Here is a 23,607-nt window from a genome sequence, read left to right as displayed (position 1 = left end):
AACTCCACATAACAGTAAGCCCGTTAAGGTCAAGTTCTTCATTTTACACCCCTAAAAAATAAAAGAATTCATTTGTTAATTTTTTCGGCTTCTACAATATCATTTTTTAATAATCAAGTGATTCTATAATATTATTAATATTAAAATTGTATTTTAATCGTGTTTCAATGATATTTAATTAACCGGTTAACTTTTTGATCTAATAAATGATTATATTTTTTACTTACAGAATCACATATATACATTATTTTTTTATAATATGATATATTTTTAGAAATTTATATATTTTATTACATTAGAATATTTAAAAACTTCATAAAAATGACTATTTTTACTTTTTTAAACAACAGCCTATATCAACTGCGATTTCGCCAAGTTGAAGATATATTGCATGCTTTAGGTATAGATATTTTCCTTAAAACTGGGCGTTATCAGGTATCTCTTTTGCCAGATGAATAGCTCGTTAAATATGAAAGAAATGTGAGAACCAACGCTCGAATTGGCGATGGCGTTCGGATGAAGTTTTCGTCAACATCAATGGTGTTCAACATTATCTATAGCAAACAGCTGATCATGGAGGCGAAGTTCTTGAATGTTATGTTTTCAGGCGTCGAAATAATAAAAATACCGTTGGAATTTATCAAAAAACTATGAAAGAAAACGGGGTAACAGAAGTTATAATACAAATATGCCTACATCATATAAAGCAGCATTCCGGAATATTGACATAGAAGATCTTCAAGAAACAGACCGCCGTCTTAATAATTGATGTAAGAATTCTCATCTAACCTTCCGGTGACAAGAACGAGCAATGCACGCTTTAAAACTATGTCGCGGTTACAGAAATTCACACATATTGATGAAAAATATATATATAACACTATAAGTTAGTCTATTTTTGTAGTTTGTTTTTTCCTTAACGCGCCTCCCCAAAAAATCACGTTTGGAAGCTTCCATCAAGGACTTTGATGTGTCAATTCAAAAGTATAAGACGACCGTTAAAACGCCTCAGCAAGTACCGTACATTGTATTCACTCAAATCAAAACCACGAAATGCATGCAATCAACAAAGTTCCTCCGAATACGTTAAACAAACACAAAACTGTATTTTTTAGATAAGATAACAGGATCATTCATAAAGCCGGATTTATCATTAACTTCTAAACTACAATATCACCAGCAAGCATGCGGATTGCCAAGCATTTGCAACCAACAAAATCGCCGTTGTCCCTGCCACAATAATCCGCTTTTTTAAAAAAGAACTCAGAACATGTTTCATATAGGTTGAACGTATTGGAAATCTTTAACTTTCAAAATTTTTTAAACTGAAACTAAACTTGTAGAAAACTTTCTGAATAGAAATTATCGGCTCCGTCTATGTTCATTTTGCGTTTTGATAACAGCAGCAATCACTTTCAAAGCATCTCAAAAATGAGGAACCAACAATTTTTATCTATAATATTGTCTTAACCAGCTAGAGAAAAGATGCTAGTGAAGCGACTACAAAATTTTATTCAGCTTGAAACGACCTTCTGGAGGAGAACCTGATGAACAAACTTTTTTCAAAGACACCCTTTCCTCCTTATTACATTGTTGCTTTTTCTTCCCAAAGAACAGAAGGAGACAATGGTTATGCTGAAATGGCGAAGGCAATGGAAGAACTGGCGTTTCAGCAACCCGGTTGTCTTGGTGCTGAAAGTGCCCGTGGTGCTGACGGTTTTGGCATTACCAATTCGTTCTGGAAAGACGAAGCGAGTATGAAGGCCTGGAAAGCAAATGTTGACCATCAGCTTGCCCAGAAACTTGGACGGGAGGTATTTTATTCCCATTACGTCATCCGTATCGCGAAAGTAGAACGCGATTACAACTTTGAAAAAATGCAGTTAGCATAAATCCGAACAATCCTTCGGGCATGTATCTTGATGGAGAATTTTGTTCCATCTTTATATGACGCATTCTTCTTGAGTTCTATTGATCGAATAGTCAAAAAATCATGAAACCGAAGCCAACAAAAACATGGTGTGAAGCCTTGGGATAAATGAAATGGGTTCATTTGAATTTTACCGAGAACGAGATTTGGAAAAACCCATATTGGAAACACTTAAGTTTAAGTTACAAGCCCCAATTACACCTGCACAAGTGAAGATACTTATTTCTCGATCAAAGGTCGGCAATTCATGATAAAATATGGGGAAATATTGTTAAATATACTAACTATCCTTACACACTGAACGTTAAAACAGGTTATAGTTCGAGTTTGAGACTGTAACAATTCGATATGTTTCCTTGGAAAAATTTGATCAACAAGGCTTGGGTATCCATCACATATCGGAAAAAGGAGAGAGTAATGCTCAAGCGCGTCTTGGCGGCAGTTACTATATTGATCATAATTCTTTCTTCTGCTTCGGCAAAAATGAATGTCAAAGAAAAAGAATTCCGGATAATCAATACCTTCCTTGCATTACAAATTTATATGTCGCAAATCAAGGATGCAGACCATCTGATGACATTTGAAAATCTGAAAGTATTTCAATTGCCGTCATATAATGCCGACAAAATAGAAAAAGATTTCAAAGCTAATAGAATTACTGCTCAAAAAAAATATAGCACGCCGTTTTCTGTCGATGGACTCATTACAAGCTTGAAGCAAACGACAGAGGGCTATGAAATCGGCTTACGTTCAAGCAAATCAAACGCGACGCAGGTTATCGGCGTTTTGGGAAAAGAATATAACGGCTTTAATCAGCCTCTTAAAACCGGTAAATATTTTTCATTGACTTGTAGAGAAGCCACATTCGACGGAACGGTTTATGCCAAAAGATGTGCACCCGAGGTTGGTTCGCTCATCATCGAAGAAAATCAGGCAGCCCCGATAACCAAAGCCTTTCTTTCCGGAAAAGATATCTCTTCCTATATTGCCAGCAATAGAGGCGAGGCCGTAACAACACGGCTTTTTATGCTGAAATATATTGCACAATATGCACCGGATAATTCGCCATGTTTTTCTTGGGAAACATCAGAAAAATGCAACTTTTCCGATTTTCTTCCCTTTAAAGGCAATATTCGAGAAACAAAAGATTTCCAGCATGCATACGAAAAAGGTAAGGATTTTTATCGTCTACCCTGATTCATTGACAGCCTGATTCCTATCGTTTGACTCACTGGCTTTAATAGTTATTTGCGCTTTACCCCACGAAGTCGTTCAGAATTAATCGTTAAAAAACCGTCTCTTTTCCGTTAAGCGAGCAAGTGCCTATGGCTCGCGCAACAGTGTGATTGTTTTGAAATAGTCGAATCCATCACCTCGGCATCGTTATAAGAAGATATCCCACTATCTTTCTCGAAAACTCGATAGAATGCCTCTAAAACTGTGACAGTTAATCAGTGACATTAAAACGGTTATCAAAATAGAAAGATCACGTCCGAGATAGTCCGATAATTATCGTGCAGCATGTGGCAACAGCCGGAATGGGAAAACTCGTATAGCGGCGGGAAACATAAGCCTTTATTTTCGGTCATTAAAAACCTGACTTGATTAATTTCTTCGACAATCGGAAACAGCGTTTTGTGGTAAATAGCAAACAATATTTTGAAATTTTAGAGAGGAAATCCGTTATCGCGGGCAAACTTCCAATTTATCAGGTTAATTATTTTTCAGATCAGACAGTGTATCTGACAGAGTTTGCTCTAAAGGGCTGAATTGAAGCCCTAGAATTTTCTCATATCTTTCACTGCTGAAACGCGTTCTATCATATTGTCTTGCCATCAAACGGACTGAAGCCAATGATAATAAAATGGGCTTGCCTGTAAGCTTGCCATAAATTTCCTGAAAAACTGCGATGCAGTACAATAGTGGCATTGGTATGGTCTTCGTTGGCGTTTTGACATTGGCATAATGACCCATCATGAATACAAGGTCTTTCATATGGATGTGACAGCCGGCAACGAGATCACGTTCTCCAGGCTTGCCCTTGAAGGTGACCATGATCAGGGCTGCGGCAACATCTCTTGTATCAACAACCGAAAACGTCATTGGAACAATGGCCGGCAACTTTCCGTTCATGACATCAAGTGAAAGTTGTCCTGCCGAGGTGGGCTCTGGATCATCAGGGCCCCACATCTACCCCGGTAAAATATAATAACATTTCATTATCGGATTGTGAGCAGCAAATTCTCCGACTGTTTTTTCACTGATGACTTTGCAGCGATAGTAATCATCCGAATTTTCTATGTCCCTATCACATGTCTCATTAATCAATGTACCGGCTCCACAATCGAGAACTGCGATCAATGAGACATGAACAAACTGTTTGACACCCGCTTTTAAGGCTGCTTCCAATAAACATTTTGTACTATTAATGTTGATCTTTTCCAGATCGGCCCAATGGCTGCCGCCTTTATAATTGTCGCGGAAAAAAGCAGCTGTGTGAAAAACACTTTCGCAGCCTTTGAGATGGCTTTTAAAGCTTGCGGCATTGGTCATATCGCCTTCAATAATTTCAAGTTCATCATGAGGGGCGAATTGCTTGTTTGCCTTTTGTCGCGACCGGACCAGTGCTTTGACATGATAACCTTCGGCGATCAATTGGCGAACCAGATTATTGCCTGATAGTCCGGTAGCACCGGCTACGAAAACAGTTTTCTTCATCAACGATTCCAAATAACAAATGAAATTCATATATCAACTGATATTTATGTTTCATTTGATAACTTATTAAATGAAATGTCGGATGATATCTTAAATTTATGGTCAAACAGATAAAACCGCGTAAAACAAGATTGGAAAGCCAGCAAGAGACACGCCAGAACCTGTTGGAAGCTGCACGCATGCTATTCACAGAATTGGGCTACGAGGCAACCTCCATCAGAGGAATCTGTGATAAAGCAGGCTATTCACAAGGAGCCTTTTATTCCAATTTCAATAACAAGGGTGAAGTTTTTTTAGAGCTTCTCGAGCAATATAAATCATTTGAGGCAAATTCACGAAAACAACTCATTGATGATGCAGGGGGGAATTTTGAAAAGGCCCTGAATGATATGACCTTATGGTTTGAACGCAATGATCAAAATATTTCCTACACAATTCTGTTTCTTGAAATGCAACTTCACGCTTTGCGCCATCCGGAATTTGTAAAAACTTATAATAATCTTATAGAGGAACAAAAATCGTTCTATACGAAGCTCGTACAACATCTGTTTGTTATGAGAAATATCGAACCTCCCTTTGATTGCTCGATTGTTGCAGAAGGGTTAATGGCACTTGGGGCTAATGAAGCAATTGCCAGACGATTGAACCCGAAGCGGGAGAAGCAAAATCCATTTTCGGTCTATCTGAAATTGATTTTTCGGATAGAAGAGAAATAGACAAATTTGAAGCTTTTAGAGCGATATATTGATCATATCGGCATGAAATATTTCTCTGCCTCTTTTTCATGAATATTTATCATGTAGTATCACTATTAATGCCCTGACACATTTCCGATATGGCGAAAAACGAAAACGACAATGCCCCATTTTCCCAGAATTTAATTGACTAAACATCGGCTTTATCGGTCACAAATTTTTTATATTTAAGCTAAATTATTATTATAAACATCTGACACGCCATTATCTAAATTTTTGTTGTTCAAATAACTGCATACAAATTACTGAGTAACTCACTCTTCCCGTAGCCAATTTGTTCGCTATTTTTATCTCTGCCAGCCGAGACAGATTATCTGCTTCGATCTATAGAAAGGTTTCATAGGTTTAATTCAATATCATCCGACCTTCCCTTGGAAAGGATAGAGTCATATTCATTGGATACCAATTACAACACCCGTTGATAGTATGATCACACGTTGTTCGGATGATGACATTGTTGTTGATTTGAAGAGCAAATATAGCCTTGACAAAAATTTTAGTATATTTGGTGAAATAACGAATATGTTTCATGAAAAGCAGCTTCATCCACCATTATTTCCGTTTCGGAAAGCCCTGATCTGGCTCAATTTCGGCCCAAGGAAGGCAGAGTTTTTAGCCTGAAATGAAAGCCGCATTTTGATTTTTTAAAATTGAGGAATAAACTCATCTTAAATTCTATGTCATAATCAAACCCCCATGACCAATTCATATGGCCATTGCTAACGAATAATTTTTACCGGAGGTAGATGATGCTCACTCAAACACGCCGTCATTTTTTAATCGGTGCTTCACTCCTTCCCGTTGTTTGCGCATTTCCTACTATTGCCGCGGCCGAAGACAAAAAACCGATAATATGGGGGCCTCCGGCGGGTCCATCCCTCGTTGCTGCTTATGCAGTAAAAAGCGGCATGCTTGATCAACTCTTACCCGGTTGCCAATTCAAAGTTTGGAACAATCCCGATCAGATCCGGGCCGGGCTCGGTTCCGGCTCAATCAATATGGCCATTTTGCCAAGTTACAGCGGCGCGAATCTATATAATAAAGGTCTTGGTGTAAGATTGGCGAATATTCTTACAGACGGGCTTCTTTATATCGTCGCACCGGAAGCATCGAACATCAAAACGCTTCAGGATCTTATCGGCAAAAAACTTGCTGTACCATTCAAAAACGATATGCCCGACTATATTATGCAGGCGATTTTAAAGGCCTATGACATCAAGCCGGACGCAATCGACATACAATATACGGGGAGCCTCCCCGAAGCTATGCCGCTTCTCATGATCGGACGGGTTGATGCAGCAGTCATTGTGGAGCCAGCTGCCTCTACTGTGATTTCCATGAGCTCTGTATCCCCGAAAAAAATTGTTCGTGCCCTTGATATTCAAAAGCTTTGGGAAAAAGTTTCTAAAACCGATGCCATTCCGCAAGCCGGCCTTGTTGTAGGCAAAGGTTTCGAAGGCGATGAGGGAAAAAAGAAAATAGAAGCGCTCAATGCATGTTTTTCAACTGCACTTGAAAAAATTAAAGCTGACCCCGAAAAAGCAGCCGACGAGATCAGCGGTCTCCTTGATTTTCCGCCACACCTGATCGCAGCATCCGTCGCTTTCAGTCATCTCGTTGTTCATAATGCAAGCGAAGTCAAACCGACGCTGGAAACATTTTTCAATGTTCTTATTGAACAAAATTCTGCAATTCTGGGCGGAAAACTGCCAGATGACGGATTTTATGCCTGATGCATTTACATAAAACCATTTCCCATCTTGTGTCGCTTGGAAACTATTTTTGGGGAGGCTTTGCAGGGCTTGCCGGTTGCTTCTGTTTTTTTGCCGTCTGGCAATTGGCCCATGAACTTTATGGGAGTTATGTGCTCCCCTCTCCGCAACAAACTTTGCAAGCTATGGTCTTGCTTGTCCAAACGGACAAATTTGTCGAGATGGCGAAAGTGACGGCCGAACGTTCATTTGCAGGTTTTGTCATTGCCGCTTCGGTCGGAATTGTCAGTGGCGTATTGTGCGGTTATTCATTTGCTGCAATACGTCTGATGCGGCCGATCATTATCATTCTTCTCGGTGTACCGCCAATAGGCTGGATTGTGCTTGCGCTCATCTGGTTTGAAAACGGTAGCGGCTCGGTTATCATGACGATTGCTGTTGCGTCCTTTCCGCTCATTTTTATCAATAGCGTTCAGGCAATTGCCACGCGTGACCGGTCACTCGACGATATGGCGCGTGCTTTCAACATTGGCATATTCAAAAGATTTCGGACAATCACATTTCCGCAAATGGTGTCCTATATTTTTCCGGCCTTGTCGCTTTCGGCCGGAAGTGCCTGGAAAGTAGCCGTAATGGCCGAACTTTTAAGCTATTCCGGCGGGCTTGGGGGCCTTCTTTTTGAAGCACGCAGCACTTTTGATGTTCCTGAAGTAACGGCCATTATCATGATCATTGTGTGTTTTGCTCTGATAACCGAATTCGGTATTATTCATCCGATACGGGAATTTTTTGAAAGCTGGCGACATGCATCCGAGCCGTGGGGCGTTAAAAAATGAGAATTGAAATGCAGGATATCGCGTTTTCTTATCTCGGAAGACGCATTCTTGAAAACGTCAATATCCGCGTCAATGACCACGAAACGCTGGTTATTCTTGGTGCGTCCGGTGCAGGAAAAACCACAATATTACAGATTGCCGCAGGCCTGTTAACGCCTAACAAAGGGGAAATCAGGAAAACTTATCGCCAGCAAGCAATTGTTTTTCAGGAACCGAGATTGCTCCCTTGGAAAACAACTTATGAAAATATTGCTTATGGTTTGATGAATTCACACCGACCATCCGGAAAAAAAGATTTCATTTCCGATTGCGCAAAAAAGGTCGGTTTAAAAATAACTGATCTTGAAAAATATCCGGCTGCATTATCGGGTGGCATGCGCCAGCGCGCAGCTGTCGCGCGCGCACTTGCCGTTAATCCCGATATCATATTTTTCGACGAGCCGTTTTCTGCTGTCGATATCGGCCTCAGGCGTAACCTTCAGGACATTGTTATTGAAGAGGCAAAAGGTCAGGGTTTTTCATCATTGTTTGTTACTCATGATCTTCACGAAGCGCTGCGCATTGCTCACCGTCTGTTACTGGTTAGTGGCGATCCTGCAACAATTGTCGCTGAAAGACATGTCGAAGGTGAACCGGGAAAGCGAAGCGAACGTGAGATATTCGATATGAGCGAACAATTCGCCAAAGATCGGGATTTTTACGACCTTCTTTATAGAGACAGGGACTAACGCAATGGGGCTTATCAAAAAGCTAAAAGCAGTCATTGCTCATAATCCCTTTTTTACCGAAGGCGTTTTCCTTTTCTTTCCGGTATCGGCCGGTTATGCTGTGCTCATGCCGTTTATCTGGGTAATTGCCTATCAACTCGACTATCCCGGTACACGCTATATTTTTCCCCAACAATGGCATGCGCATGAAATGATTTTCGGCTTTTATTCGGCTGCCCTTGCTGGATTTTTATGTTCCGCCGTTGCCGAATGGACAGAAACAAAGCCGTTAAATGGCATGAGACTTTTCTTTCTGCTTTTATTATGTCTTCCCGGTCGCATTGTCGGTTTTTTGGGTTCGGATTACCTGATGGTCGTCGGCAGTGTGTTCGATTTCGCCTTTCTGGCACTTATGATCTTATATGTCGGTTTGCCGATTATTTCGAAAAGAAAATGGAAAAGCTTGTCATTTTTGCTATGGCTTATCGTTCTTTTTGCACTCGAAATTGTTTTGAAAATCTCGTGGTGGCGCGAAGAAACGGAACTATCGTCCCACATATTGTGGTCGATTATCGCTGTTTTTGTTGTTCTGTTTTCCTTGGCTATCTCGCGCATTAACACTGTGGTCACCAATCTTTCATTGGATCCTTCTGGTGAAACAAGCCCATATCGCCCGCATCCGGGCAGACGCAATCTATCTGCATTTTTGACAGTCTTATATGCCCTATCAATGCTTTTTCTGCCGTCTTCACAAATGCAATATTATCTCGCTTTTGCTGCCAGTGCCGGTTTTATGGACAAAACTGCAGAATGGTTTATCGGCAAGGCTGCATTAAAAACAGAAGTCTTATGCCTTGCGCTTGCCAATGTCAGTGCTGCAATCGGTTTTTTTCTTATCGGTCTTTCCGGCTTTAATGAGCGCATACCGATTTATGCGGGCTTACATATATTAACCATTGCGACATTGGGGCTTGGCGTGATGGGTGTGTTTACGATCGCCGGTTTACGTCATTCAGGACGAAAATTGATAGCCATACCGTGGCAATCAAAAGCGGCTATCGCATTTATTATATTCTCCGCCGCCGTGCGTGTTTTGCCAGAAATAACCGATCTCACCGCTTTTGGCAGTCACCATTATGCATGGGCCGCGATTTTCTGGTCTTTGGCTTTCCTCCTCTGGCTATGGGGATACCTGCCCTTCTTAAAAAATCCGGTAAAACTTTAAGTTCATCAAGCCGTTTTTCATCACAGTTTATTCTGAAATTTCATCACGTTATAAAGCCAATTAACTGGAAGGATAGATGGCGAAAATTTTCGCTTAAAAATCGTGCTGCAAGACCTTGAAGGTTTATTTAAGCTCAAGTTTTTCCGTTTTTCAGTCAATTGACGACAGGACAGTTTTTTGAATTTTTCTACTGATATAAAAGTAAAACTCACCTGCTGTTATGATTAGTTTTTCTCTCACCTTTATTTTTGGAAACCAACGACAGACGACAAAAAAGAAAATGAAATAACAAAATCAAAAGATCATAAAATCAAGGTGGTGCCGCATGCCGGAATCGAACCAGCGACCCCATCATTACGAATGACGTGCTCTACCAACTGAGCTAATGCGGCACAGAGTCTTGTTCTTATAACAGAACCGGTAACGGGTGATAGCTAAAAGCTTGACCGAAAGCAAGCATGCAATTCTGTCTTTCGATGTTTTTCATAATTAACTCACAAAGCGCAGTTATAACACAAGCAATTTTTAAAAAAATCAACAATAGATTTGGTTTGCCAATTACCCGGCTGTTGCTTATTCTGCCACCCGATAAATGGACAAGAAGGAGAATTATTCATTGGCTAATGCCGAGCAAGCCATCCGCAACGCATTGCTAAAGATCGATTCAAGCAATGTTGCTCAACGGCGCCGCGTCTATGAATCTGCGTGGAATGCACATGAACGTGCATTGCTTTCCAGCCACGGTTTAAATGACGTCACCCGCACAAAGCGGCGTGATGCATTGATGCAGATTATCCGTGCAATTGAAAGTGATTACGTTGCCACGGAGATAAATAAAGCCGATGAAGAAACTCACGATCTAGCTTCTGAAGGCCCTGAAGACCAGATAAAAATTGAAGTCAATGGTGCAACCAATCTTGAAGACACGACCTTGCACCGTGCATCGGCAAGGCGGCGTTCAAAAATTCTCCTTATTGTCGCCCCGAGTATTCTTGCGATTATCATGATAATCGGCTTTACCGGATGGTCGTTTTTCAACAGTCTTTCGGGACGTGCTATTATCGAACATCGTAAAGAGGCAATCGAACAGAACCAGCGCACCAAGACGGTCGTTCCTTTTCGCAAGGAAGCAGATAACGACGGCAGCTGGATAAAATTTTTCTACCCCGGAGATGCAACAGCCATCACAACCTATGGACAAGCATCTGTTTCGATAAAAGATGACGGGGGCATCCCTTACACCCATATTACTGCAAACAGTGATGAAGATGTTGTTGTCGTTGAGATCGGAGCCGGAGCATTATCGAATTTGCGCGGCAAAAAGGCTATGATCGATATCAATGCAAGGGGTGATGGCACAAAGCCGGGCCAGATGAGTATAACTTGCGACCTTGGAAATAACGCCGATTGTGGTAGACGTCGTTTTGAAGTTCCTGTTAACCGTAATGACCTTCTGTTCGAGGTGACAATTCCGGCAGAAGGTAACGGTCCGGCTAAAATATATCTGACAAGCGACCTTCTGGGCGAAGGCAGCGGTATTGATATTTACGGAATGAAGATCAAAGCAGCGGACTGAGATTTATGGCACAAGAACCGATTGCAGTAGATGAAGCACTCATCGAATCCGTGGTGCGTACATTTTATGGACGGGTAAGAAAAGATCATATACTCGGTCCTATTTTTGAAGAACATATCGGTGATTGGGAGCGCCATTTACAAAATATGTTCGCCTTCTGGTCATCGGTTATGCTGCATACCAACCGGTATAACGGCCGCCCTATGCCCAAGCATGTCGTTTTACCTATTGACGCTATGCATTTTGACCATTGGCTGGAAATTTTTAAAAAAACCGTTGATGAACTTTGCCTGAAGGAAGATGCCGAATTGTTCATGAAAAAAGCAACCCAGATTGCTCATAGCCTTGAACTGGGTCTTGCCTCAAACAATAAAGTTCTTTTAAAACCCGGCGAACGTTTCATCAGAAATAAGGATCACACATTGTGATTGAAAAAGATCGTCTTACCGAAGTGGAAATAAAACTTGCCGAACAGGAGCGGCTCGTCGACGAGCTTTCCTCTGTTCTTGCTGAACAATGGAAAACAATCGACCAAATGGATAAAAAATTAACAGCCCTGACCAAACGTTTTCTTGAACTTGAAGAACAAAGCCAGCCCGACATTCCTGTTACCCGGCCACCCCATTGGTAAATCATCGGGTAAAATTTGCCTGAAATTATTGAAGCCGAGCGCCGCTTGAACGACATCTGTTATCCACATGCATCGGGAAAAATGCCACTCGCCATCTTTTTCGTCGGCAATAACGGGTTTGAAAATTTGTTTAACCTTATTTGCTGATGACCAATCGGTGCAGGCGGAAAATGTTTTCCAAACATCTTAAAATATTGCGGAAAGCCAGCCGACCCAAAGATTGAAACCGCGACAGACACCTCCAGGGAAAAAGATTAAGCCCACAATCGCGAGTATGACGTTATCGTGCCATAGCGCTTCTACGACATGCGTCCCGAGCAGGAATGTGAACGAGTTCCATATAAAAAATAATATAACGTCAACTGTGTTACGCATCTTTAGTCCGTCAAGATTCAATAACATTCAGCCTATCAAAAGCACAAATAATATATGCAAAAATTATTGATTACTCTGAATTCAAATTTTGTTTTTGACTAAATCTCATCTGAAATCGACGCTATTTTCCCTGTGATTGGGAAGGTCGGCCATGAATTTTTTAAAAAATTTTTCCGGGAAAATAACGTGCACAATTTGTTCAACTGCGACCAATCGGAAAGCATGTCGTACGTTAAAATTCCGTTCGTTGGCGATTTTTGAAAGTATTTCACGTTTCTTACAAAGTTCAAACACCCGAATAGGATCCAAATTTTTGTGAAATAGTTTTCTGCGCATTGGTAAAGTATAGACCAAAATAATGCCATCCCGCCCTTTAAGGGAAGGCTGATTTTTAATAGAGTTTTGAAGTTTGGTTTTAAATGTCGGTTGCTCTCATAGAATAGGGCAAGAAACACCGGTCCCCTTCAATCCGCAATAACCATTCGGGTTTTTGGCGAGATATTGCTGGTGATAATCTTCAGCGAAATAGAACGGCCCTTCTAACGCAATTTCGGTTGTAATCGGCCCCAATCCTTTTGATTGAAGTGCTTTTTCAAATTGTTGTTTGCTCTTTTTTGCTATTTCCAAATCACGTTCATTGGAAAGATAGAGAGCAGAACGGTAATTGTTACCTATGTCGTTTCCCTGCCGCATTCCTTGCGTGGGATCATGTTGTTCCCAAAAAGTTTTCAATATTTCATCAAGATGAAGTATCGTCGGATCATAGACAACAAGTACCGCTTCTGTATGACCTGTTTTACCGGTACAAACTTCTTCATAGGTTGGATTGGGTGTAAAGCCGCCTGTGTAACCGGCTGCCGTCACGTAAACGCCCGGAATTTTCCAGAATAGCCGTTCAACGCCCCAGAAACAGCCCATTGCAACAATAATATGATGCATATTTTCAGGATATGGCCCCTTGAGGTTGTGTCCATTGACATAGTGGGTTTTAGCGGTTGCAATCGGTCCACTCCTGCCAACGAGTGCATCTTCTTTTTTCGGCATTTTGAGTTTTTCTGAAAGTGACAAAAGATCAAACATTTCCTTCACCATAGTTTGCATTATCAAAATGGGCTTCGCGATCATAGCCGAAAACATAAAAGACCAACGCGAAAACGGCAAAAACGATCCATGTCGGGCAAAGGCCGACAATTTTTGCTGCTACAGGTAAATATGGAGATGAAAGATGCGAAATAAAGTTGTCAAATTCCTGCGTACCCATTGAAAAAACAAACGATATTGTAGAGCCGATGGGGAGAAACAAGACTTCGGAAGCGCCGACCGAATGGGCAGCATCAATGACGAGAGTTATAATCGTTAGAACAAGAAACAGATAAGAAATGAAGCGAAATAACCGGCGGATCAAACGCACAAGAACAATTCCTTATTGATAACGATTTCAGGCCTGCTGCTTGAAATCGGATACAGTCTTAAAAAAACACACCCCATATGGCTCGTTTATTTATAATCAAACAGGCTCGCGTTTGTCGATAAGCTTATCGGGATGGGCAAAATTGATGAGCCTTTGTCGGTCGGTGAAAACAATTCGCGACCCGTCGACATTAACGCCATGTTTTGCGACAGTTGCAAATGCCCGTGACAGGTTTTCCGGTGTCATGCCAAGCTTGTAGGCAAGCAGTTTTTTCTCGTACGGAATATCGATATAATTGGCTTCAATCTGTGTATCGGCTTCCGCCAGAATCCAATTAGCCAATCTCTCGCTCCCATTTCTCAATTTCTGGTTTTTCAACTCCTTGATGGTCATACGATAGCGACGTGAAAGTTCGCGAACAACTGCATGCATGAAAGCTGTGTCATTGTCGATTGCCTCTCTGAAGCGGGCTGAAGGGATCATCAAAACCTGTGCTTCGGTCAATGTCCGGGCTGATTGCAAACACACATCATCGTTCAAAATGGCCGCCAGAATGAACAGACTTACCGGTTGGATAATGTCGAGAATTGTCTCTCGTCCGAAGCTCGTCGCATACATTTCAACCTGACCATCAACAAGGATATAGAGAAAATCCTGCATGGCGTTTTCGTTGACGAGAACCACTCCCGGAGGAAAGCGTTGGAAAAAACCCGGGCCAATTAAAGAATCGAATGTTTTGTCACTTGCTTGCGAAAAAATATCGAGATTTTGAATTTTTAAACGATCTTCTGATCTCATATTGTTCCTCTAATTAACATTTTTATTTTTTGCCTTAGCATCTATCAAGTGTAGCAAAGCAATATTTCAAGGCGTCATCATCATTATTTTAAAATAAGCTTTTCTTTTATTTTAAATAAAACTCATTTGATTTTGATCAAGGTGCCCTATTTCACTCATTACTACATACCCCCTCGACAAAAAGGAAGAATTTATCTGGTGGTAAAAATGGAACAAACTGACACCCCGATCAAAGGCTCTTCAGAAGCGTTGTGGCTGAGCTCTTTAGCCTTTACTGTATGTTTTGCGGTATGGACAATTTTTTCGATTATCGGCATTGCAATCCAGAAAAAATTGGGTTTGAGCCAATCCGAACTTGGACTTCTCATAGCCACTCCCGTCCTCACCGGCTCGCTCGTGCGTATTCCACTTGGCATCTGGACTGAACAGATCGGTGGGCGCATTATTTTCGTATTATCGATGTTGGCTTCGGCTTTATCGACGTTTCTGCTCACTTTTGCCCACACCTATACATGGATGTTGATAGCAGCCCTTGGCATCGGTATTGCCGGCGGCACATTCTCGGTTGGCGTTGCTTATGTTTCGCGCTGGTTCAGTGCGAAAAAGCAAGGCCTTGCACTTGGTATTTTCGGTGCAGGCAATGTCGGTGCAGCCGTTACGAAACTTGGCGCTCCATGGGTGATGAGCTGGTGGGGAAGCTGGGAAGGCGTGGCCTATATATGGGCGCTCGTTCTCGTTATCACGGCTGTGATCTTCTGGCTCTTTACCTCCGACGATCCCGTGCTTGTCGAACAGCGCCGGTTGGGCATCAAGCCGCAAAGCGCTTTGCTTGAACTTGCACCTTTGAAGAAACTGCAAGTTTGGCGTTTTTCCTTCTATTATTTCTTCGTATTCGGTGGATATATCGCTTTGGCAACGTGGTTGCCGCATTATTTGCAGGATGTTTATTCCATCGATCTGTGGCTTGCAGGCGTCATTGCTGCACTCTATTCGATACCCGCATCGCTCTTCCGTGCCTATGGCGGTTATCTTTCCGATAAATATGGAGCACGCCGTGTCATGTATTGGACACTCACAATGTGTACCATTACATGTTTCATTCTCTCTTACCCTCCGACACAATACACGGTTGAAACGGCCAAAGGTCCATTCACCTTTACATTTGCGATCAGCCTCGTCGGTTTTGCCCTGATTGTTGCCATACTCGGTTTCTTCATGGCTCTCGGGAAAGCTGCCGTTTATAAGCATATTCCCGTTTATTACCCGAAAAGCGTCGGTGCTGTTGGCGGTCTCGTCGGCATGATGGGCGGACTTGGCGGATTTATCCTGCCGATCCTTTTTGGTGAAGTCCTCGACATCACCGGAATCTATTCAACCTGCTTCATGATCCTATTTGTCATTTCACTTGCGGCACTCATCTGGATGCATGTTTCGATCCTACTGATGAACCACCGCAAATTGGTAGAGCTCGGGCAAAAAACGCCTGAATTTCAGGAGTAATTCGCATGTCCAATCAAATCAATAAAGGTTACGTGTTAACCGAATGGAATCCCGAAGATAGCAGTTTCTGGAATAATTACGGGCGCAAAATTGCCAACAAGAATCTTTGGTTGTCTATTCCGGCTCTGCTTTTGGCTTTTGCCGTGTGGCAGGTTTGGTCGGTAGTTGTGGCCGAATTGCCGCGTGCCGGTTTCAAATTCAGTTCGACACAATTGTTCTGGCTTACTGCTTTACCGGGACTTTCAGGCGCAACACTTCGTATTTTCTATTCCTTTATGGTGCCGATATTCGGTGGCCGTCGCTGGACGGCACTAACCACCGCTTCATTGTTGATACCGGCACTTGGAATCGGTTTTGCTGTTCAGGACGTCAATACCCCCTATTGGGTGATGGCGCTTCTCGCACTGTTATGCGGCTTTGGTGGAGGAAACTTTTCTTCTTCCATGTCGAATATTTCGTTTTTTTACCCGAAAGCCGAAAAGGGTAAAGCCAGCGGCCTTAATGCCGGTTTGGGCAATCTCGGTGTTTCGGTTGTGCAATTTGTTGTCCCGCTCGTTATTGCCACCAATGCCTTCGGCTGGTTGGGCGGTCACCCGCTTACAGTGACGCAAGCGGACGGTTCAACTTCCGAGCTCTGGTTACAGAACGGTGCTTTCGTGTTCGTTCCCTTCATTGCTTTATCAGCGATATGCTGCTGGTTCGGAATGAACGACATTGCCGATGCCAAGGCTTCATTTTCCGATCAGGCCATTATTTTCAAACGCAAAGATAACTGGTTGATGTGCGTTCTCTACATGGGAACTTTTGGCTCGTTCATCGGTTTTTCTGCTGCATTTCCACTTTTGATGCGGTTGACTTTTCCGGATGTGAACGTGTTGCACTATGTATTCTTGGGACCACTGATTTCAGCACTTGCACGTGCGGGATTTGGTGGCGTAAGCGACAAAATCGGCGGTGGCCGTGTAACCTTCTGGGCATTTATCCTGATGATGCTTGCTCTGGGTGCTGCACTTTATTTTGTTGCAAATCCCGGTAGTGCCATCGCTTTTCCCGGTTTCTTTGCTGCATTCATGGTTTTGTTCTTTGCAACCGGTGTCGGCAATGCTTCGACCTTCCAGATGATACCGGTTATTATGAGCCGTGTTATCGACAAGTCCATGCCAAACGCCACGGAAGAACAAAAACGCCATCAAAGCGACCGTGAATCGGCTGCAATTACCGGCTTTACCGCCGCGATTGCTGCCTATGCTTTCTTTCTTATTCCCGTAAGTTTTGCACTTTCCAAAGATGCAACGGGTGGCCCGCAAGCCGCACTTTGGGGATTTATGATTTTTTACGTTATTTGCCTCGCCATCACATGGTTCTGTTACATCCGTAACGGTGCAATTCTCCATGTCGAAGGTCGTCGGACACAAAAATAACGCTGCAAGTTAAGGAGACCATTGATGAGTCTACTACTCGACCGCCTGAATTTTCTGGCACGAAAAAAACAACCGTTTTCTCATGGACATGGTGTTACAACTGATGAAAACCGCTCATGGGAAGACGCTTATCGCAAACGCTGGCAATATGACAAAATCGTGCGCTCGACCCACGGTGTCAATTGCACCGGCTCGTGCTCTTGGAAAATCTATGTCAAGGGTGGCATTGTCACTTGGGAAACCCAGCAGACCGATTATCCGCGTACCCGCCCCGATCTCCCCAACCATGAACCACGTGGATGTCCGCGGGGCGCAAGCTATAGCTGGTATATGTATTCGGCAAACCGCGTAAAATATCCGCTGATCCGTTCGCGTCTTATCAAATTGTGGCGCAAGGAACGCGTGGTAAAAACACCGGTCGGTGCATGGGCTGCTATTCAGGAAAATCCCGAAAAGCGGGCCGAATACCAGAAAGTACGCGGGCTTGGCGGCTTTGTTCGCTCTACATGGGACGAAGTCAACGAGATTATCGCTGCTGCCAATTCTTACACAATCAAGAAATATGGCCCCGACCGGATTATCGGCTTTTCGCCGATTCCGGCAATGTCCATGGTCTCCTATGCTTCCGGTTCGCGTTACCTGTCACTTCTGGGCGGCGTGTGCATGTCTTTCTATGACTGGTATTGCGATTTGCCGCCTGCTTCACCCATGACATGGGGTGAACAGACGGATGTGCCTGAATCTGCCGACTGGTATAATGCCGGTTTCCTTATGCTTTGGGGTTCCAACGTGCCGCAAACACGCACACCGGACGCGCATTTTTATTCGGAAGCGCGCTACAAAGGCACAAAATCGGTGGTTGTTTCACCCGATTATTCGGAAGCAAGCAAATTCGCCGATCTCTGGCTCCATCCCAAGCAAGGAACCGACGCTGCTCTTGCTATGGCGCTCGGCCACGTTATTTTGCGCGAATTCCATCTGGAACGTCAGGCCGAATATTTTGAAGATTATTGCCAGCGCTACACCGATATGCCGATGCTCGTCAGACTGGCTAGCAAAAATGGCCACTTCATTCCCGACCGGTTGCTGCGCGCTTCGGACTTTGCCGACAAGCTCGGTGAAACGAATAATCCTGAATGGAAAACTGTCGCCGTTGATATGAAAAGCGGTGAATATGTTGCACCGCTCGGCTCTTCCGGTTTCCGTTGGGGTGAAAAAGGCAAATGGAACCTAGAATCGAAAGATGGCAAGGGCCGTGATGTCACATTGGAAATGAGCTTCATGCTTGAAGGCGAGCATGACACCGTTGCCGATGTCGATTTCCCCTATTTTGCAAGTCGCGAACATAGTTTCGACGACGGCACCGATCATAATAGTGTTTTGACGCGCAAAGTCCCTGCCCGCAAATTGAAATTGCCGGAAGGCGAGGTTGTTGTCGCTACCGTTTTTGACCTGTTCGTTGCCAATTACGGCTTGGAACGCGGTTTCAAAGACAAAAACTGTGCGAGTTCCTATGATGACAACATCCCTTATACTCCCGCATGGGCAGAAAAGATCACGGGCGTTTCACGCGACAAAATCATAACAGTTGCACGGGAATTTGCCCGTAATGCCGAAAAGACCAAAGGTCGCTCGATGGTTATTCTCGGTGCCGGTATCAATCACTGGTATCATATGGATATGAACTATCGCGGCATTATCAATATGCTCGTTATGTGCGGTTGTATCGGCCAATCCGGCGGTGGTTGGAGCCACTATGTCGGACAGGAAAAATTGCGCCCGCAAACCGGTTGGGCTCCACTTGCTTTCGGTCTTGACTGGTCGCGCCCACCGCGCCAGATGAATGGTACGTCGTTTTTCTATGCCCATACCGACCAATGGCGCTATGAAACTGTGAAAGTGAGCGAATTGTTGTCGCCAACCGCTCCCGAAGGGCCGTGGGATGGTGCGTTGATCGACTATAATATCCGTGCCGAACGCATGGGATGGTTGCCATCGGCACCGCAATTGAAAGCAAATCCGATCAACCTTGCTAGAGAAGCTGAAGCTGCCGGTAAAGACCCGACGGATTATATCGTCGACGGCTTAAAATCGGGCAGCCTGCAAATGTCGTGCGAAGATCCGGATGATCCGGTCAACTGGCCACGCAATATGTTTGTCTGGCGCTCGAACATTCTCGGTTCATCGGGTAAAGGGCACGAATATTTCCTCAAGCACTTCCTCGGCACAGCCAATGGCGTGTTAGGCAAGGATTTGGGGGATCAGGGTCGGGTCGAGACCAAAGAAGCTGTCTGGCATGACGAAGCGCCGGAAGGCAAACTTGATCTTCTCGTCACACTCGATTTCCGTATGTCTACAACCTGTGTCTATTCCGATATCGTGTTGCCGACTGCAACATGGTATGAAAAGAATGACCTTAACACGTCGGACATGCACCCCTTCATCCACCCGCTTTCAAGCGCGGTTGATCCGGCTTGGGAGGCAAGATGCGACTGGGATATTTTCAAAGGCCTTGCCGAGAAATTCTCCGAAGTATCGAAAGAAGTTCTGGGTGTTGAAAAAGATGTCGTTTTGACACCGAGCCAGCACGATACCGCGGGCGAGCTTGGTCAGCCATTCGATGTCAAGGATTGGAAAAAAGGCGAAATCGAACCTATTCCCGGCAAGACAATGCCGGCCATCGCAGTGGTTGAACGCGACTATCCGAATATCTACAAGCGTTTTACCGCCCTTGGGCCGTTGATGAAAAAGGTCGGCAATGGTGGCAAAGGTATCAACTGGAAAACCGAAGAGGAAGTCGATCTCGTCGGCCGTATCAATGGCGTTGTTGAAGATGAGGGTGCCACAAAAGGCATGCCAAGCATTGCAACCGATATTGATGCAACCGAAGTCATTTTGACCCTTGCACCGGAAACCAATGGTGAAGTTGCTGTCAAGGCATGGGAAGCTTTGGGTGAACATACGGGACGCGACCATACGCATCTGGCACTGCCCAAGGAAGACGAGAAGATCCGTTATCGCGACATTGTTGCCCAGCCGCGTAAAATCATTTCGTCACCTACTTGGTCCGGTCTTGAATCAGAAAAAGTCTGTTACAATGCCGGCTATACCAATGTTCACGAATTGATCCCGTGGCGCACTATAACCGGTCGTCAACAACTTTATCAGGATCATTTGTGGATGCGTGCCTTTGGCGAAGGTTTCTGCGTTTATCGCCCGCCGATCGACACCAAAACGGTGACAACAGCGATTGAAGCCAAGGCCGGTGACAAGCCGCATCTGATTTTGAACTTCATAACCCCGCACCAGAAATGGGGTATCCATTCGACCTATTCCGACAATCTGTTGATGTTGACTTTGAACAGAGGCGGACCGGTCGTCTGGATTTCGGAAAACGACGCTCAAAAGGCCGGTATTGTGGATAATGACTGGGTGGAAGCTTTCAATGCCAACGGTTCGCTTGTTGCCCGTGTCATCGTTTCACAGCGCATGAAAGACGGAACGGTCTTCATGTATCACGCCCAGGAAAAAATCGTGAATGTTCCAGGCTCGCCTTTAACCAAACAACGCGGAGGGATCCATAACTCGGTTACCCGCGTTATTACCAAACCGACCCATATGATCGGCGGCTATGTCCAGCAATCATACGGTTTCAATTATTACGGCACTGTCGGCGCCAATCGCGACGAGTTTGTGGTGGTGCGCAAACTTGACCATGTCGATTGGATGGATGGTGAAGAAAATTCAGCAATGAAGGAGGCCGCAGAATGAAGGTTCGCGCGCAAATAGGTATGGTTCTGAACCTCGATAAATGCATCGGTTGCCATACCTGCTCTGTCACCTGCAAAAACGTCTGGACGAACCGTGAAGGCGTTGAATATGCCTGGTTCAACAATGTCGAGACCAAACCCGGCATCGGTTTTCCCAAAGATTGGGAAAACCAGAAACGCTGGAATGGCGGCTGGATCAGAAAATCGAATGGCAAGATACGTCCGCGCATGGGTGCAAAGTGGCGTGTTCTTTCCAAAATTTTTGCCAATCCCGATTTGCCGGAAATTGACGATTATTATGAACCATTCGATTTCGACTATGAGCATTTGCAAACGGCAAAAGAGTCAAAAACCATGCCGGTTGCCCGTCCGCGCTCCAAGATTACCGGCGAGCGCATGGAAAAAATCAAATGGGGCCCGAACTGGGAAGATGTCCTTGGTGGCGAATTTTCCAAGCGCTCCGAAGATTACAATTTTGCCAATGTCGAAAAAGAAATTTACGGCGAATTTGAAAATACATTCATGATGTATTTGCCGCGCCTTTGCGAACACTGCCTCAATCCTGCCTGCGTAGCGGTTTGCCCTTCAGGTGCGATTTATAAGCGCGAGGATGACGGTATTGTTCTCATTGATCAGGAAAAATGCCGCGGCTGGCGTATGTGCGTTTCCGGCTGTCCGTATAAGAAGATCTATTTCAACTGGTCTTCCGGAAAATCGGAAAAATGCATTTTCTGCTATCCGCGCATTGAAAGCGGTATGCCGACAATTTGTTCGGAAACTTGCGTCGGTCGTATCCGTTATCTTGGTGTGATGCTTTATGATGCCGACAAGATTTCCGATGCTGCCGCTGCAGAAGGTGAACAGGATCTTTATGAAGAACAATTGAAGATTTTCCTTGATCCGAATGACCCTGCTGTGATCGAACAAGCACGTAAAGACGGTGTAAGTGACGAGTGGATTGAAGCCGCCCAACATTCGCCTGTCTATCAAATGGCGATGAAATGGAAAGTAGCCTTTCCGCTTCACCCTGAATATCGCACTTTGCCGATGGTCTGGTATATTCCGCCGCTTTCTCCGCTGCAATCGGCTGCCGAAGCCGGCAAGCTTGCAATGGACGATTTTATTCCCAATGTTCGTTCGTTGCGCATACCCGTGCGTTACCTTGCCAATTTGTTGACGGCCGGAAAAGAAGCACCGATCGTTTCGGCACTTGAACGTATGCTTGCCATGCGTGCTTATATGCGTGCGAAATCTGTCGATGGTGAATATCGTCCGGAATATGCGGAAAAAGTCGGCATGACACCTGAAATGATCGAACACATGTATCAAGTCATGGCGATAGCCAATTATGAAGACCGTTTTGTCATTCCGACATCCCACCGTGAAGTGAGTGAAGATGCCTATGATCTGCGTGGGTCTTGTGGCTTTTCATTTGGCAACGGATGTTCGGGCGGCAATTCAAAAGGTGATCTTTTCGGTTCAAAGGGTAAGAAAGTCGTTACAACACCGACAGATCTGTTGAAGGAGAGCGCGTAATGAATTCCGATCTCAAAATCATTTCCTTACTTTTAAGCTATCCGGAAGAAGAATTGCAACAATCGGGAAATCTCATCCGGGCAACGCTCGATCAGCTTTCCGATCTTGATGCGTCAGAAATTGTCGGCCTGAAAAGTCTGGTCTCGGCAATTTCCGATCGCGACATTTACGAAGTGCAAGAAGACTACGTTTTGCTTTTTGACAGAACGCGGTCTTTGTCGCTCCATCTTTTTGAACATGTTTACGGCGAAAACCGTGATCGTGGACAGGCTATGGTTGATCTCAAGGACATGTATGACCAGGCCGGTTTTGAAATCGACGTTCACGAAATGCCGGATTATCTGCCGATGTTTCTGGAATTTCTGTCAACAAGAAGTGACGAGGAAGCACGCCATCTTCTCGGCGAAACCCTGCACATCATTTCCGCAATCCGGCAGAGATTGCAAAAACGCGGGTCGGTTTATGCTGCCGCTTTTTTAGCACTTGAAAGTCTGTCCGGCAAACGAGCCGACGAGGCACTAACAGCCGAAATCGTCAACCGAAAAGAAGATGACCCGAATGACCTTGAGGCTCTCGACCGCATCTGGGAAGAGGAAGCCATTACTTTCGGTGGCAACCAGGGTGAAAACGATTGCGGGCCTGACCGGTTACAACGTCGCATCCGTGCCCAGCACCGCGATGCTTCTGCGCAAATTTAAGGATAGAT

18 protein-coding genes, 1 tRNA gene and 1 pseudogene are annotated in these 23,607 nt (G+C 44.2%); 14 read left to right on the top strand and 6 right to left on the bottom strand.

What is annotated here, in order from left to right; all coding sequences use genetic code 11:
• The first annotated feature begins 1,547 nt into the window (after positions 1 to 1,547).
• Positions 1,548 to 1,892 (top strand): antibiotic biosynthesis monooxygenase, encoded by a 345-nt coding sequence (locus H3V14_RS03175; RefSeq protein WP_198226474.1) that lies wholly within the window; start codon positions 1,548 to 1,550, stop codon positions 1,890 to 1,892.
• Positions 1,893 to 2,347: 455 nt separating this feature from the next.
• Positions 2,348 to 3,127: a hypothetical protein gene (locus H3V14_RS03170; protein WP_198226472.1), complete on the top strand. Its 780-nt coding sequence runs from the start codon at positions 2,348 to 2,350 to the stop codon at positions 3,125 to 3,127.
• 516 nt (positions 3,128 to 3,643) lie between these two features.
• Here the strand turns inward: H3V14_RS03170 and H3V14_RS03165 are convergent.
• Both H3V14_RS03165 and H3V14_RS03160 read right to left on the bottom strand, forming a co-directional pair.
• A complete protein-coding gene (locus H3V14_RS03165; protein ID WP_198226469.1) occupies positions 3,644 to 4,120 on the bottom strand; it encodes a hypothetical protein in 477 nt (158 codons plus the stop codon).
• Positions 4,121 to 4,648 carry an NAD(P)H-binding protein gene (locus H3V14_RS03160; protein ID WP_198226467.1) on the bottom strand — a complete coding sequence of 176 codons (528 nt, stop codon included), beginning with the start codon at positions 4,646 to 4,648 and terminating at the stop codon, positions 4,121 to 4,123.
• 98 nt (positions 4,649 to 4,746) lie between these two features.
• Between H3V14_RS03160 and H3V14_RS03155 the strand changes: the two genes are divergently transcribed.
• The 5 genes from H3V14_RS03155 to H3V14_RS03135 all read left to right on the top strand — a co-directional run bounded on the left by H3V14_RS03155 (position 4,747) and on the right by H3V14_RS03135 (position 9,883).
• Positions 4,747 to 5,364 carry a TetR/AcrR family transcriptional regulator gene (locus H3V14_RS03155; protein ID WP_198226465.1) on the top strand — a complete coding sequence of 206 codons (618 nt, stop codon included), beginning with the start codon at positions 4,747 to 4,749 and terminating at the stop codon, positions 5,362 to 5,364.
• A gap of 785 nt (positions 5,365 to 6,149) precedes the next feature.
• Positions 6,150 to 7,136, top strand: a complete 987-nt coding sequence (locus tag H3V14_RS03150) for an ABC transporter substrate-binding protein (RefSeq protein ID WP_198226463.1) — start codon at positions 6,150 to 6,152, stop codon at positions 7,134 to 7,136.
• Positions 7,136 to 7,951, top strand: coding sequence for an ABC transporter permease (locus H3V14_RS03145; protein ID WP_198226461.1), 816 nt, complete (start codon positions 7,136 to 7,138; stop codon positions 7,949 to 7,951). Before H3V14_RS03150 ends, H3V14_RS03145 begins: the two co-directional genes overlap by 1 nt.
• Complete coding sequence (locus H3V14_RS03140; protein ID WP_198226459.1) at positions 7,948 to 8,679, top strand: ATP-binding cassette domain-containing protein; 732 nt, start codon at positions 7,948 to 7,950, stop codon at positions 8,677 to 8,679. The genes H3V14_RS03145 and H3V14_RS03140 overlap by 4 nt, the downstream gene beginning before the upstream one ends.
• A gap of 4 nt (positions 8,680 to 8,683) precedes the next feature.
• On the top strand, positions 8,684 to 9,883 hold the full coding sequence (locus H3V14_RS03135; protein ID WP_198226457.1) for an NnrS family protein: 1,200 nt from the start codon (positions 8,684 to 8,686) through the stop codon (positions 9,881 to 9,883).
• A 316-nt stretch (positions 9,884 to 10,199) separates the two neighbouring features.
• Here H3V14_RS03135 and H3V14_RS03130 read toward each other — a convergent pair.
• Positions 10,200 to 10,275 (bottom strand) — tRNA-Thr (locus tag H3V14_RS03130).
• Positions 10,276 to 10,499: 224 nt separating this feature from the next.
• Between H3V14_RS03130 and H3V14_RS03125 the strand changes: the two genes are divergently transcribed.
• From H3V14_RS03125 to H3V14_RS03115, 3 genes are read left to right on the top strand one after another with little or no spacing between them, the layout of a single operon-like run.
• Positions 10,500 to 11,459 (top strand): hypothetical protein, encoded by a 960-nt coding sequence (locus tag H3V14_RS03125; RefSeq protein WP_198226455.1) that lies wholly within the window; start codon positions 10,500 to 10,502, stop codon positions 11,457 to 11,459.
• 5 nt (positions 11,460 to 11,464) lie between these two features.
• Complete coding sequence (locus H3V14_RS03120) at positions 11,465 to 11,887, top strand: group III truncated hemoglobin (protein WP_198226453.1); 423 nt, start codon at positions 11,465 to 11,467, stop codon at positions 11,885 to 11,887.
• On the top strand, positions 11,887 to 12,090 hold the full coding sequence (locus tag H3V14_RS03115) for a SlyX family protein (protein ID WP_370540878.1): 204 nt from the start codon (positions 11,887 to 11,889) through the stop codon (positions 12,088 to 12,090). The genes H3V14_RS03120 and H3V14_RS03115 overlap by 1 nt, the downstream gene beginning before the upstream one ends.
• An 807-nt stretch (positions 12,091 to 12,897) precedes the next feature.
• Here the strand turns inward: H3V14_RS03115 and msrA are convergent.
• The 3 genes from msrA to H3V14_RS03100 form a co-directional block, all read right to left on the bottom strand.
• Positions 12,898 to 13,545, bottom strand: coding sequence for a peptide-methionine (S)-S-oxide reductase MsrA (msrA, locus tag H3V14_RS03110; RefSeq protein ID WP_198226451.1), 648 nt, complete (start codon positions 13,543 to 13,545; stop codon positions 12,898 to 12,900).
• The gene (locus H3V14_RS03105) at positions 13,538 to 13,876 is read right to left on the bottom strand and encodes a hypothetical protein (protein ID WP_198226449.1); all 339 of its coding nucleotides are present in this window, start codon (positions 13,874 to 13,876) and stop codon (positions 13,538 to 13,540) included. Before H3V14_RS03105 ends, msrA begins: the two co-directional genes overlap by 8 nt.
• Positions 13,877 to 13,972: 96 nt before the next feature.
• Positions 13,973 to 14,674 (bottom strand): cyclic nucleotide-binding domain-containing protein, encoded by a 702-nt coding sequence (locus H3V14_RS03100; RefSeq protein ID WP_198226447.1) that lies wholly within the window; start codon positions 14,672 to 14,674, stop codon positions 13,973 to 13,975.
• 207 nt (positions 14,675 to 14,881) lie between these two features.
• Between H3V14_RS03100 and H3V14_RS10945 the strand changes: the two are divergent.
• From H3V14_RS10945 to narJ, 4 genes and pseudogenes are all read left to right on the top strand, one after another.
• A pseudogene (locus H3V14_RS10945) lies at positions 14,882 to 17,595 on the top strand (nitrate/nitrite transporter).
• Positions 17,596 to 17,619: 24 nt separating this feature from the next.
• Positions 17,620 to 21,366 (top strand): nitrate reductase subunit alpha, encoded by a 3,747-nt coding sequence (locus tag H3V14_RS03085; protein WP_198226442.1) that lies wholly within the window; start codon positions 17,620 to 17,622, stop codon positions 21,364 to 21,366.
• Positions 21,363 to 22,901 carry a nitrate reductase subunit beta gene (gene narH / locus H3V14_RS03080; protein ID WP_198226440.1) on the top strand — a complete coding sequence of 513 codons (1,539 nt, stop codon included), beginning with the start codon at positions 21,363 to 21,365 and terminating at the stop codon, positions 22,899 to 22,901. The genes H3V14_RS03085 and narH overlap by 4 nt, the downstream gene beginning before the upstream one ends.
• Positions 22,901 to 23,599 carry a nitrate reductase molybdenum cofactor assembly chaperone gene (gene narJ, locus H3V14_RS03075; RefSeq protein WP_198226438.1) on the top strand — a complete coding sequence of 233 codons (699 nt, stop codon included), beginning with the start codon at positions 22,901 to 22,903 and terminating at the stop codon, positions 23,597 to 23,599. The genes narH and narJ overlap by 1 nt, the downstream gene beginning before the upstream one ends.
• Positions 23,600 to 23,607: the final 8 nt, after the last annotated feature.

Source organism: Bartonella sp. W8151 (genome assembly GCF_016100385.1).
Lineage (GTDB): Bacteria > Pseudomonadota > Alphaproteobacteria > Rhizobiales > Rhizobiaceae > Bartonella > Bartonella apis.
This window is presented reverse-complemented; position numbering and strand designations above follow the sequence as displayed.